This window comes from Leucothrix arctica (genome assembly GCF_003172895.1).
Classification (GTDB): Bacteria; Pseudomonadota; Gammaproteobacteria; order Thiotrichales; family Thiotrichaceae; genus Leucothrix; species Leucothrix arctica.
The window spans coordinates 69,295-82,975 of the sequence record NZ_QGKL01000004.1 but is presented as its reverse complement, the minus strand read 5'-3'; the positions used below and the strand labels follow the sequence as shown (position 1 = coordinate 82,975).

Below are 13,681 nucleotides of genomic sequence, written 5' to 3'. Positions count from 1 at the left end.
TTACATAAATAAATAACGGAATAATTATGTCAATCATCAACACTAAAGTACTACCTTTCAACGCGACTGCTTACCAGAACGGCGAGACGGTTGAAGTAAGTGAAGCTGACCTACTTGGAAAGTGGTCAATCGTATTTTTCTACCCTGCTGACTTCACATTCGTTTGCCCTACAGAGCTAGGCGACCTTGCTGACCATTACGCACAGCTACAAGAGATGGGCGTTGAAGTTTACTCAGTTTCTACTGACACTCACTTCACTCACAAAGCTTGGCACGATACTTCTGAGACTATCGGCAAGATCACTTACCCAATGATCGGTGACCCAACTGGCGCAATTACACGTAACTTTGACGTGATGATTGAAGAAGAAGGTTTAGCACTACGTGGTACGTTCGTGATCAATCCTGAAGGCGAGATCAAAGTTGCTGAGATTCATGATCTAGGTATCGGTCGTTCTGCGGTTGAGCTAGTACGAAAAGTACAAGCGGCACAGCACATCGCAGCTAACCCAGGCGAAGTTTGCCCAGCTGCATGGACACCAGGTGCTGACACACTAGCACCTTCGTTAGACCTAGTTGGTAAGATCTAAGCTATTTAGATTTTTGAAATAGCCGTCCTGTCCGAGTTCGTGCAGGGCGGCGCTGATAGCCAAAGTAATCGTTAAGAATACCTCTTCAATAGGTGATTAATTATGTTAGATGCGAATATAAAAGAACAGCTTAAACCAACATTTAGCAACCTTAAAAGCGGTGTAGAACTAGTGGTTTTTGCAGGTGATGACACTAAGTCAAAAGAGCTTTTAGCACTTGCTAAAGATATGGCTGAGCTATCGCCATTAGTTAGCTTCTCAGAAGGCACCGACGCAGACGAGCGTAGACCGACGCTACAAGTAAAAGCGGAAAATGCTGACAGCAGCATTCGTTTTTCAGGTGTACCAATGGGGCACGAGTTTACCTCACTTATATTGGCGGTATTGCACAGCGGTGGTCACCCGATGAAGGTTGAGCCTGAGCTGATTGAGCAAGTACGCACCATAAAAGGTGAGTTTAAATTTGAAACCTTCATTTCGTTAACCTGCCAAAACTGTCCTGACGTGGTTCAGGCACTAAATATGATGGCAGTGATTAACCCAAATATTTCACACGTCATGATTGACGGCAGTGTCTTCCCAGAGGAAGCCGACTCCCGCAAAGTCATGGCAGTACCAACCGTGTTCTTGAATGGTGAGGTGTTCACCCAAGGTCGCACCAGTTTCGCAGAAATTGTGAATAAAATTGACAGTGGCGCATCAGCGCGCCAAGCCGAAAGTTTGAATGAAAAAGAGCCTTACGAAATGCTTGTTGTTGGTGGTGGCCCTGCAGGTGCATCAGCAGCGATTTACTCAGCACGTAAAGGCATCCGTACCGGAATCGTGACGGCTAAGTTCGGTGGTCAGGTTCTTGATACGGTGGGTATTGAGAACTTTATCTCGGTTAAGAAAACAGAAGGTCCTAAGCTGGTTGCTCACTTAGAAGAGCACGTTAAGGACTACGCTGTTGATGTGATGAGAGACCAAATGGCTAGCAAGATAGTTGCAGCAGAGCAGGTTGGTGGTTTGATATCAGTTGAGCTTGAAAATGGCGCAGTACTTAAGAGTCGCTCTATAGTCTTGTCAACGGGCGCACGTTGGAGAGAAATCAACGTACCGGGTGAGAAAGAGTACCTTGGTAAAGGTGTTGCTTACTGCCCGCATTGCGATGGTCCTTTGTTTAAAGGCAAGCGTGTTGCGGTTGTTGGTGGTGGTAACTCCGGTATCGAAGCGGCGATTGACCTAGCAGGTTTAGTCGGTCACGTAACAGTTCTTGAGTTTGGTGACACATTACGAGCAGATGCAGTATTGGTACGTAAGGCTGAGTCTTTGCCGAATATCACGATCATCAAAAATGCTGCAACGACTGAAATCACGGGTGACGGTGACAAGGTAAATGCGATTCACTATACAGATCGTACAAATGATGAGAGTAAGACAGTTGAGTTGGAAGGCATCTTTGTACAGATTGGTCTAATACCAAATACAGAGTTCTTGAAAGATGATATAGAGCTTAGCCAGCACGGTGAAATCATTATTGATAACCGTGGTGCGACTAATGTACCGGGCGTATTTGCGGCAGGTGATGCGACGACCGTTCCATTCAAACAGATCATCATTGCGATGGGTGCAGGATCAACAGCGGCATTGGGAGCGTTTGACTATATGATTCGTAGCTCAGCACCAGCAGAAGAGGTGAGTGACGCTGCTTAATCGTTTAGTGTGATGAAGACTTTGGGAAGCTTTTGCTTCCCTTTTTTATTTGCGAATATTTATTCAGTCTGTAGCCGGAAATAGCCTTATATAGTTATATTAATTTTATCCTATTTCAAATGCTTATGCAGACTATTATTCGTAATGCTATCTCAGCTGGCTTGAGCCAAAAGTTGGTTGCGGTGGTGTTAGCGAGTATTTTGCTTATTACCTCAATCATCATTTTCCCAACAACTAAGTCAGTCGGGGTGAGCCAAACTAAAGAAGTGGAGGTACAAGCTGAGTTACTGATTAGTCAAATGATTGCAACTTTCATTAAACAGAATCAAGTCAATGATGTTGAAACATTATCAGGCGGCCATGTAATTGTTGGCTATGAAATATGTGAGTTAACTCTATGTCCCATTACCCATGGTGAAAGTTTTTCAGCACTCGATGTACAAAAAATTAGAGCGCAGTCTGTGTTTTCAGATGATAAAACGCGTTTCGAAGTTATGCGTCCTTTCACAACCCGTTATGGTTCTTTAGGCTGGGTCAATTTACGAATTGATACTGCACTCATGCAGGATAATGTTTTTAGTCGAGTGAGAGAGACTGTTGGATTAATTGCTATTATTTCACTTTTTGTTGTTATTGCAACGATATTGGCAATCAGTCAAATTGTTATAGCGCCTATTAAAAAGCTCAAAAAACAAATGATGAGGGCTAAGGTGGACCCCAATAACCCAACTCAGTATTTGTTGAAAGTTAATAAAAAAGATGAAATTGCAGATTTGATGGGGGAGTTTAATAATCTCTTATGTGATATTGATAATTATCAGTCAGAGCTAAATAAGGCTAAGTTATCAAGTGATGTGCGTTGGAAGTTTGCAATAGAGGGCTCTGGTGATGGCATATGGGATTGGGACACCTTGTCCGATGAGGTTTTTTTCTCGCCACAGACCTTGAACATGATGGGGTACAAAAAAAGCCACCTCAAAACCATGAAAGCTTGGCAAAGGTTGATTCATTTTGAAGATAGACAAAAATCTATCGATGCATTAGACGCTCACCTTAGGCTTGATACATCCGACTTTTCCATTGAGAACCGAGTGTTGAATAAACAAGGAAAGTGGATTTGGATTCTATCTAGAGGGGTTGTTATAACAAGAGCTGAGAGTGGTGAGTCCTTGCGTGTAGTTGGCACTCATACTGACATTTCAGCGCAAAAAGAAAATGAAGAGCTAATCTGGTCTCAGTCCAATATTGACCCACTGACTAACCTGCCTAATCGGCGTATGTATAATAAGCAGCTCGATAAATTAATCACCAATGCTGATGAGAATTTAGGTCCTGTAGCGCTATTCTTTATTGATTTGGATGGTTTTAAGCACATTAATGATACTTACGGTCATAAAGCTGGTGATGCACTATTAGTTGAAGCATCGAAACGTTTAACAACGGTTGTTGGAGATAAATATTTTGCTTCACGAATTGGTGGTGATGAGTTTACCGTTATTTTGTCGGGCGTTAACGATAAGCCAACACTAGATCGTGTTGCTCATGAAATACTGGTCTGTTTAAGTAAGCCATTTAAGATACTTTCTAATGTATTTTATATCTCTGCGAGTATCGGTATTACACGTTATCCAGAGGACGCCACTGATGCGGAAACTTTAACGATGAATGCTGATCAAGCAATGTACCTTTCTAAGGACAAGGGTCGTAATCGTTATAGTTATTTCTCAAAACAAATGCGTACCAGTGCACTCAATAGGATGCAGACTATCAGCGAAATGAGGGATGCACTATCTGAGCAACAGTATGAAGTTTTTTACCAGCCAATTATCGATTTTAAAACGGGTTTAATTGTTAAAGCAGAAGCGCTATTAAGGTGGAATCATCCGGAAAAGGGGTTAGTAAGTCCTGCAGGGATTATTGAAATTGCTGAAGACACGGGAATGATTATTGAAATTGGCGACTGGGTGTTTCATCAAACGGTTGAGCAATTAGCGATATGGCGAACAAAAATACAGCCCAATCTAGCCATTGGTATTAATACCTCACCTGCTCAATATCGTGATGGTGGTATAGATGCTGATAAATGGGTTGAATTCATTAGAGCAAAAGGTCTAGATCACTCTGCTATCGTTATTGAAATAACCGAAAGTCTGGTACTAGAGTCTAGTCCATCCATCACTAGTCGATTAGATACCTTTCGTAATAGCGGTATGAAAATTGCCCTAGATGACTTTGGAACAGGGTACTCCTCTCTTTCTTACTTAAAAGATATTCAAAGTGATTATCTAAAAATTGATTACTCCTTTGTGAAGGATATTGCTGAAGGAAAAAGGAGCATGTCCTTATGTAATAAAATCATTGATATAGCACATATATACAATATGAAAGTCATCGCAGAAGGTGTTGAAAGTAGTTCTCAGAGCTCACTTTTGAAGCAAGCGAATGCTGATTTTGGTCAAGGGTATCTATACTCAAAGCCTGTTAATGCAAAAAGTTTTGAGCAACTTTTAATAGAGCAGAAAACTGTCGTAGAGGGTTAACCTAGCTGGTTTTACCTAGTAAGTTTAAAATTATCATCAGTTAGCATTTCTCTAACGCCCTTTGTCATATTGGCGATGATCAATCCCATGATTTCATCTGGAATTGGCATGTCTTCCTGTATCCACCGTTCTAATAGCGCGAAAATACCATTGGACATAAAGTCATCTAAGTAGGGGGTTAGCACCTTAGCCTCATCAGCAATCGGGTGTGCCGCTCGAATAGATTCCCCCGTTTCACTGATAATGATCCTAAATCGTTGCTCTACTAATGAGTCTAGTCCTGCATTTAGTAAGACGCGTAAGCCTTCGGCATTTCTTCTGGCACAGCTAAACATTAACTTTCCAATGAGAGGATAGTCGAGTTCGGTTTTCTTGACCTCTTCTGCCAGCGCTGCTCTAAAGTCTATAAATAGATCATCAAAAATACTCATCAAAAGTTCGTCTTTGGAAGAGAAGTGCAAGTAGAAAGTGGGTCTTGCAACTTCAGCTTTGAAGACTATTTCACCTATATTAATTTTTTGGTATGGCTTGGTTTTAAGCAGTTTACGCAAAGCGTCTTGTAACCAACGTCGCGTTCGCACAGCTCTTAAATCGGTACTCTTTTTCATAGACAAACTCATTACTTTGTTATGTATTTGTCAAATTAGCATTTGTGCTAATTGACCATTTCTATCATATCATCTAAAAAGACACTGTCTATTAATTAGCAGTGAAAAAACAATAGTTTATGAAACGATCAAAGCAACCAACCCTAAAATGGGCAATGGTTACCGGGCTGGTATTGCTTAGTTCAGGCTGTGCTAGCACCCTGATAAATGATACTTCCAGCGGTATTATTAAAGAGACTCAAAGTGACTTACTCGGTACTGATATAAAAAAGTGGGACGGAGTATCAGGCAGCTTGTTAAGCGAAGGTGAGGTAGTTAATGGTAACTGGTGGAATGAGTTTAAAGATCCACAACTGACTAGCATCATTAACCAAGCAGTCGGTAAAAATTACCAAGTTTGGAAAACCCAAGCCCAAGTAGCTCAAGCTAGAGCACAGGCAGTGATTGCAGGTGCCAATAGATTACCATCATTAGCGCTGAGTACCTCAGGTTACAAAGTGGGCTCCTCTACAGCAGAGTCATATACCTTGGGCTTAGGTATTTCCTGGGAAATCGACCTATGGAATCGCCTTAAATCACAGTCACTTGCTGCTAGAGAAAGCTATCTTGCTAGTCATGAATCGCTACGTGCAGTAAGACAAAGTGTCGCGGCAAATACCGCTAAAGCTTACTTTACAGTCGTTCAGTCAAAACAACAGGTTGCACTGTCAAAGAAAACACTACAGGTATTTAAAGAAACCGCACGACAGATTGGTAACCGTGCGGATGTTGGTATTGCTTTGCCAACGGATAAACACCTATCCATTGCCAATATGCAGTCAGCAACAGCAGGTCTTGCAGGAAAAGAAGAGGGGCTTGCTAGAGGATCAAGACAACTTCAGCGCATGCTGACTGACTACCCTAATGGCAATATTCAAACCGCAGAAAACCTTGCAAGTCTTCCAGCTTTACCAAAGCTGGGTGTGCCTGCGAGTTTGCTTACTAGACGACCTGATGTGATTGCCGCTGAAAAGCAGTTACGCGCTTCGGGATTTAATGTGGAGTCGGCAAAAAAGTCATTACTACCATCTTTTAGCCTATCAACAAGCACGATACCAACGGCCATTGGAACAACAAGTAGCCAGCTCAGTAATTTGCTAGATGGTGATTTCTCTTTCTGGTCGCTGGCAGGCACCTTGGTACAGCCGATCTTTCAAGGTGGAAAACTGCGAGCCAATATTCGTTTAAACGAAGCAGCACAACAAGCAGCCGCAAATATCTACGCACAAACCGCGCTAACTGCCTTTACTGAAGTCGAGTCATCACTCGCCGCTAGGTCACTTATCAATCGTCGTCAACAAGCACTATGCAGTGCTGCTGATGCCTCAAAAAATGCCGAGCGCGTGTCTATGAACCGATACAAACAAGGGCTTGAGCCATTCTTGACGGTACTGGAGAGCCAGCAACGTGCCTTGAGTGCATCCAGTTCTTGTATTTCAGCTAGGTACGACGCGCTTATCAATTACATCGATCTACAGCTGGCTTTGGGTGGCGGTTTTGATGAACGGGTGGAATCAGCGCTAGCTAGTAAAAGCCTGGTAAAGAAACACCAAGCACCGCCTAAAACGAGTCAGGAAAAATAAACATGAACACTAATATTCAAGAGTATCCGTTAATGAAACGATGCCAACAGCTAGGGCAAGTCCTGTGTTTGTCTACCTTTCTTATGACTCTATGTCAGGCACAAATTAGTCTGAGTAATGACTCAAACCTTGATCAACTAGCAAAGGTGATGACAGAAAGCACTACTTACACGGTTTCTCGTGGTGATTCGTTATCGAAAATAGCCAAGTATTTGTATGGCCGTGCTGACTTATGGGGCGCAATTTTTAATGCGAATGCAGAACTACTAAAAGGTAATCCGCTAGCGGTTCAACCGGGTATGCAATTGTCGATACCGTCGTTAGGCCAAGCAGAAGTCAGCAATGACTCTATATTGACAGGCACTAGCAATGTTCAAGCTGCAAGCTCAACTACTGGCTATTTAAATAGTAGCTTTGATGAGTCAGTACCTCAGGCTAAGTGGTTATATACCGAAGGTATTGCACGCGCAATTCGACGTGAATACATGACTTTTGAAAGTGCAGGTCGGATTGCGTATTTAGACCCAAAACTGAAAGAGGGTGACCGCGTACGCAAAGGACAGGTGTTAGCGTATCAGGAGCAAAGTCGCCCAGCCTCATCGTTGGCTAATGCCAATGCTCAAGTGGTGAAGGCAAACACTCAGCTGACCAGCGCTCAGTCTCATGTAACTGATGCCAATGCCCAGTTAGTTCGTGCACAAACACAAGTGACCGTTGCCGAGGCAAGCCGTGATGAAGCCAATGCAAATCTGTTGTTAGCAAAGCGAACCTTTAACCGCTACAGCATATTGCTCAAACAAAAGTCAGCATCACAGCAAGAGTATGACCAAGCACAAGCCAAGCTAGCGGCAGCACAAGCGGCTGTTCGCAGAGCCATCGGGCAAGTGAAGGCGGCTGGTGCTGGCGTGAGTGTTGCTAAAACGGGTATCGCAACCGCAAAGGCCAATGTTAACAACGCCAAGGCTGGTATTAATAGTGCCAAAGCAGGGCTAGGAACTGCGCAAGTGACCAAGAAAGAGTCGTATTTGGTTGCGCCGATTGATGGTGTGGTCGCAAGAATTAATATCGAGCAAGGGCATTACTACTCACCACAATATCTACAAACGCAATCAGAGCAGCAGGTGTTTAATACTGCTCCGATTATTTTGATCGATCCAACGCGTTTTGAGGTGTCACTAAACTTACACGCTGACCAATATGATGCTGTGCGTGTTGGCGCTGAAGCATATCTAGACATTACTAAGATGAATGCGTCCTTAGAAGAGCGTCTACCAAACCAAACAGCAGGGCCAAATAAAGCGCTTGGGTCTTATCAAATCCGTGGCCGTATACATTCAATTAGCCCAGTACTAAACACGGACTTGCGTAACTTCCTTGTGACAATCCGTACCACGCAAGGCCAGAAGTTATTGCGTGACGGTGAGAGTGTGTCGGTGTGGATTCCAAGAGGAGGTGCCAAATGATGAACTACAAGTACGGTTTATTACTGAGCGCATTATTAGTGGGTTGCCAGCCTGCGGAAGAAGGGGCTATCGAAGCACCGCCGCCTCGGCCAGTGAAAGTATTTAAAGTGGTTGAGTCACTAATCGGCAAGGAATATAGCTATCCAGCCGTTGTGTTATCTGGGCAAAAAGCAGAGCTGTCTTTTCGTGTGGGTGGGCAGGTGTTTGAGTTGCCAGTACATGCCCGAAGCCAAGTAAAAAAAGGTGATCTAATTGCTAAGCTTGATCCGCGTAATTACACCTCAAATGTCAATCAGGTAAGGGCAAAAATCACAGCTGAGCAGGCGCGTTTGAAAGCTATGACCAGTGGCTCTCGTAGTGAAGATATTGCGTCCATGCGTGCGGCGATTGCGGCTTCTGAGGCGGGTGTAGTATCTGCTCGCTCTAATGCAGAAAGAACACTGACAAAGTATCGAAAAGGTTTAATACCCAAAGAGCAAATGGACAGTGCACTAGCATCTGTTAAAACCGCTCAGGCAAGGTTGGCGGCTGACCAGCAAGCCTTGAGTAAGGGACAAACAGGCTCAAGAAAAGAAGACGTTTCAGCGCAGAGCGCGATGATTCGTAGTCTGCAAACGCAGTTAAAAAACGCTAAAGATGTTGAAGATGATGCAACTTTACGCGCGCCTTTTGACGGTATTGTTGCAGAGCGTTTGGTCGATAACTTTGCCAACGTCAAAGCTAATCAAACAATTGCGGTAATACAGGACTTACAAAACCTTGAGTTGAGGTTTAACTTGCCGGGGCCTGATGTGGCACATTTTGGCACGCACCGAGAGAAAATAAAGTTTAAAGCTTCGTTAGATGCCATTCCCGAAAGAAGCTTTGACGCAGAAATGGTTGAGTTCACGACTCAGGCTGATGAACGCACACGAACATTTGAAGCGCGTGTATCTATTGATCGCCCCAATGATTTTATGATTTTACCCGGCATGGTCGGGAAGGTGATGGTCATTGATACCTCAAATATTGGTTCAGCATCATCACTTAGCATTCCTGAAAGCGCATTAGTAGCAGATAGTGATGGCAAGCCAATCGTTTGGATTGTGAAAGCTGACAACAAAGTCGAACTACGCCATGTCGAGGTCAGTGAAGCCAGTGCTAACTCCATTAGAGTGTTGTCAGGTATCGAGGTTGGCGAATTGGTGGTGAGTGCGGGTGTTTCATCCATGATTACGGGGCTAGAAGTGCGTCCCGTTAACAAGATTGGAGACTAGTGATGGATTTAGCTAAGTTTGCAATCACTAAGCGAGTCATTAGTGGACTCGCAACCTTTTTGATCTTGGTAGGTGGCTACACCGCCTATAATTTATTACCGCGCTTTGAAGACCCTGAGTTCATTATTCGTCAGGCTCAGGTAGTAACACCTTATCAAGGTGCAAGCTCGATTGAAGTGGCGGAAGAGGTGACAGATCCTTTAGAAAATGCCTTACAACAATTACAAGGTGTCAAAGAGATCAAGTCGATTTCGACACCGGGTAAGTCTGAAATAACGATTGAGTTTGAGATTGCGGCCAGTAAAACACGTGATCAACTCAACCAACGTTTCACTCAGCTGCGGGCAAAAATTAGTGACACTCAGTCTCGTCTACCACCCAATGTTAGCCCTTCGATGGTGTTTGATGACTTTGGTGATGTATACGCCTTGTACTACGCCATAACGGGGGATGGTTACACGCTAAACGAAGTGCATGAGTACGCTAAAACGCTACAAAAAGAACTGGTACTGGTGCCCGGCGTGTCCAAAGCGGTACTACAAGGGATGCCGACTCAGGCGATTTATGTGGAATACACACCCTCTAGAGTCGCGCAGCTAGGTATCTCATCTGGACAAATTGCGCAGGTATTAGGAGGGCAAAACCTTGTGACTTCGGCGGGTGAGGTTGAGCTGGGTACGACGCGTATTCGCATAAAACCTAACTCGGTGATCGACTCGGTGGCTAATATTGAAGCGCTTAGAATCACTGACTCACAAAGTGGTGTCAGCTATCGACTAGGTGATATTGCAACGGTTGTGCAAAAGGATATCGACCCCCCTGCTAAAAGCATATTTTCCAATGGTAAGCCTGCGATTACACTAGGTATTTCTAATGTATTGGGCGGTAACGTGGTTGATATGGGTACCGCTATTCGAGCGCGTATTGCCGAGCTAGAACAGCGGCGCCCTCAGGGTATTGAGCTAAAAGCCATCTCCGATCAAGGCGCGACAGTCAAAGTATCTGTCGATGATTTCGTCATGAACGTGGTTATTGCACTGGTGATTGTGGTCGGTACTTTGCTGGTTTTTATGGGCCTGCGTTCAGGCATATTGATGGGTGGAATCTTGCTGGTTACTGTCGCGGGTACTCTCATCGGTATGTACGTCGGTGGCTTGCAAATGCAGCGGATCTCGCTAGGTGCATTGATTATCGCGCTGGGGATGCTGGTTGATAATGCCATAGTCGTAGTTGAAGGGACCTTGGTTCGAGTTCAAAAAGGTGAGGATGCCGCGAGTGCGTCCATTGCTATTGTGAATCAAACCAAGTGGCCGCTGCTGGGCGGAACGGTGGTTGGTATATTAGCGTTTTCCCCTATCGGATTTTCACCTGATAATACCGGTGAATACGCTGGGTCTTTGTTCTGGACGATATTGATATCTCTAATGTTTAGCTGGCTGGTGGCTGTTTGGTTAACACCATATTTTTGTACGCTGACCTTTGGTAAATCAGTTGCGAAGAACAACGTTCAAGTAGACGCGAAAGAGGGGGTGATATTAGGCGCTTATCGCCGCTTCTTAGTGGCCGCAATAAAAGTGCGTTGGGTGGCAGTGGCATTAGTTGTGCTGTTGTTTGCTTCTGCGGTATACAGCTTTGCGGCTGTTCCCAAAGGTTTTTTCCCTGCCTCAACGCGTCCTCAGTTTGTCGTCGACTATTATTTACCACCTGGAACAGATGTTCGCAAAACAGCTAAAGACTTACAGCAAGTCTCTGAATGGCTGCGCGAACAAGAGGGTGTGACAGGTACAACCACTGCGGTTGGAGGTGGGCATTTACGCTTTATGCTGCCTTATATCGGTGAGAGTAGCGAAGCCTCTTATGGGCAGATATTGATTGATGTCGAGAATCTAGCAGTGATTGATAGTTTGCTGACTCCAGTACGAAATCATTTATCTGAAACCTTACCTGAGAGTAATTATAAAGTTTGGAAGTTTGTGCTCGGGCCAGCTAGTGGTAGTAAGATTCAAGCGCGCTTTAGTGGACCAGAACCAGCAGTATTACGGGAGCTAGCCAAGCAAGCTAAAGAGGTCTTTCATGAGGAAGGTGCGATTGCGATTAGGGATGATTGGCGGGAGCAAATAAAAACGATTCAGCCCGTTATTAATGAAGTTGCAGCGCGCCAAGTTGGCTTAAGTGCTGAAGATATTTCCAAGGCATTGCAAGGGCATTTTAGCGGCACTCAGATTGGTGTTTTGCGTGAAGGTGAGGAGCTTCGGAAAATCTTATTCCGTCCTGCCGAAGCGTTTAGAACATCACCAGAAGCACTCAGTTCCGTCAGAGTCTTTAGCAACTCGCTAGGCGAATCTATACCCATTAACCAAGTGGTTGATCGCTTTGATGTGGTGTTTGACGACTATAAAGTCCGCCGTGTAGACCGAAAGCTAGCTATAATCGCACAGGCTGATCCTGCTGATGGGGTGAACTCCTACACGCTTTATGAACGAATACAGCCAAAGCTTGAGGCTATGGTGCTACCCACCGGTTACCACTTAGAGTGGCTAGGTGAAGCGGGAGACAGTGCGCGTGCGCAAAAGGGGCTAGGGTCGATTATGCCCTTAGGGTTTGGCGCGATGATATTGGTGGTGATCCTGCTGTTTAATGCTTATCGTCAGCCCTTAGTTATTTGGCTGACCGTACCATTATCGATCGTTGGTGTGTCGTATGGACTGGCTACTTTCCAAAGTCCTTTGGACTTCATGGGCATACTTGCGGCGCTGAGTTTAACGGGCATGATGGTCAAAAATGCGATCGTACTGGTGGATGAAACGGATAGCCAAATTGCCGCTGGAAAGGCGCGTATGAATGCGGTTTTAGACTCGGCGGTGAGTCGTGTGCGGCCTGTGGTGTTGGGTATGGTGACCACTGTACTGGGTGTTGCGCCGTTATTACCTGACCCGTTTTTTAGGAGCTTATCGATTGTGATTATGTGTGGTTTGAGCTTTGCGACGGTGTTGACGTTGGTGATAGTGCCGGTGCTTTATACGATCTTTTTTGGGGTTAAAAGCTCGGAGTGTGAGGCTTAAAGTTTAGTGTTGAAGGTTCGGGAGGCTGCGGCCTCCCTTTTTTATTTATGCACATAGCGCCTCAGCATGCGTCGCGCTACAATCAGTTATCAATCTTAACTCATTGAAACTTCATGAATTCATCGTCTTATCTTTTTCAAGCTCCAGAAAGTCTTACTAGCACTTTAAGTGAAATTGACGCTTGGTGAAGCAATCTTCTTCTTACAGAAAGGTCTGACAGTAGAAGGGAAGCCACTCAAAGACTTTTTGGATGCACGTAACCATGCCGAAGCTATCGATCTGTTGTTTGATGTGGTGGCTCAGAAGCGTGACATCAGTGAAAGTCTGATAAAAGAAATCAACGCGCTGTTACTGGTAGGTGTTAAGTCTACACCTGCGTTAGATACCAATGGACAGCGAGTACAAAAGCCAGCAACACCGGGGCAGTATAAGTCACAGCCCAACCATGTACTTCAGCAAGACGGCTCGATTCATCATTATGTAGAACCACTACAAGTGCCGCTGGAAATGCAGCAACTTTGTGAGTGGGTCAATGAGTCCAAAGACAAACATCACCCTGTCATTATTGCAGGGATCGCGCATTATAATATGGTGCGGATTCATCCGTTTGACGATGGTAATGGGCGTGGTGCGCGTATATTGATGAATCTTGTGCTGTTGATGCAAGCCTATACGCCAGTGATCGTGCGTAATGCTAAAAGGCGTGTTTATTTGCAGGCCTTGTCAGCAGCAGATACGGGTAATATAGTGCCGTTTTTGCAGTTTATTGCGGAGTCTATGTTAGATACGCAGTTGATGATTGTTGGAGAGCTAGAAGCAAAAGCTTAATTTCCCCTCGTAAGCAAATC

General features: G+C 44.6%; 9 protein-coding genes. 8 read left to right on the top strand and 1 reads right to left on the bottom strand.

The features are described 5' to 3' along the window. The first annotated feature begins 26 nt into the window (after window positions 1-26). The 3 genes from ahpC (at window position 27) to DKT75_RS00540 (ending at window position 4,822) form a co-directional block, all read left to right on the top strand. Window positions 27-590, top strand: coding sequence for an alkyl hydroperoxide reductase subunit C (gene ahpC / locus DKT75_RS00550; protein ID WP_211665104.1), 564 nt, complete (start codon window positions 27-29; stop codon window positions 588-590). 102 nt (window positions 591-692) lie between these two features. Next, window positions 693-2,282, top strand: a complete 1,590-nt coding sequence (gene ahpF / locus DKT75_RS00545) for an alkyl hydroperoxide reductase subunit F (RefSeq protein ID WP_109821487.1) — start codon at window positions 693-695, stop codon at window positions 2,280-2,282. A gap of 125 nt (window positions 2,283-2,407) precedes the next feature. Then, entirely contained in the window at window positions 2,408-4,822 is a 2,415-nt protein-coding gene (locus DKT75_RS00540) for a GGDEF domain-containing phosphodiesterase (RefSeq protein WP_158278764.1), read from the top strand. Between the two features lie 11 nt (window positions 4,823-4,833). Here DKT75_RS00540 and DKT75_RS00535 read toward each other — a convergent pair whose 3' ends face one another. Next, the gene (locus DKT75_RS00535) at window positions 4,834-5,430 is read right to left on the bottom strand and encodes a TetR/AcrR family transcriptional regulator (protein ID WP_158278763.1); all 597 of its coding nucleotides are present in this window, start codon (window positions 5,428-5,430) and stop codon (window positions 4,834-4,836) included. A 119-nt stretch (window positions 5,431-5,549) separates the two neighbouring features. Between DKT75_RS00535 and DKT75_RS00530 the strand changes: the two genes are divergently transcribed. From DKT75_RS00530 to DKT75_RS00510, 5 genes are all read left to right on the top strand, one after another. Beyond that, on the top strand, window positions 5,550-7,052 hold the full coding sequence (locus DKT75_RS00530) for an efflux transporter outer membrane subunit (RefSeq protein WP_109821484.1): 1,503 nt from the start codon (window positions 5,550-5,552) through the stop codon (window positions 7,050-7,052). A gap of 2 nt (window positions 7,053-7,054) precedes the next feature. Next, window positions 7,055-8,515 carry a LysM peptidoglycan-binding domain-containing protein gene (locus DKT75_RS00525; protein WP_109821483.1) on the top strand — a complete coding sequence of 487 codons (1,461 nt, stop codon included), beginning with the start codon at window positions 7,055-7,057 and terminating at the stop codon, window positions 8,513-8,515. Next, window positions 8,512-9,771, top strand: coding sequence for an efflux RND transporter periplasmic adaptor subunit (locus tag DKT75_RS00520; protein WP_109821482.1), 1,260 nt, complete (start codon window positions 8,512-8,514; stop codon window positions 9,769-9,771). The genes DKT75_RS00525 and DKT75_RS00520 overlap by 4 nt, the downstream gene beginning before the upstream one ends. A gap of 2 nt (window positions 9,772-9,773) precedes the next feature. After that, window positions 9,774-12,833 (top strand): efflux RND transporter permease subunit, encoded by a 3,060-nt coding sequence (locus tag DKT75_RS00515; RefSeq protein ID WP_109821481.1) that lies wholly within the window; start codon window positions 9,774-9,776, stop codon window positions 12,831-12,833. 168 nt (window positions 12,834-13,001) lie between these two features. Continuing rightward, window positions 13,002-13,661 carry a Fic family protein gene (locus DKT75_RS00510; RefSeq protein WP_109821480.1) on the top strand — a complete coding sequence of 220 codons (660 nt, stop codon included), beginning with the start codon at window positions 13,002-13,004 and terminating at the stop codon, window positions 13,659-13,661. Window positions 13,662-13,681: the final 20 nt, after the last annotated feature.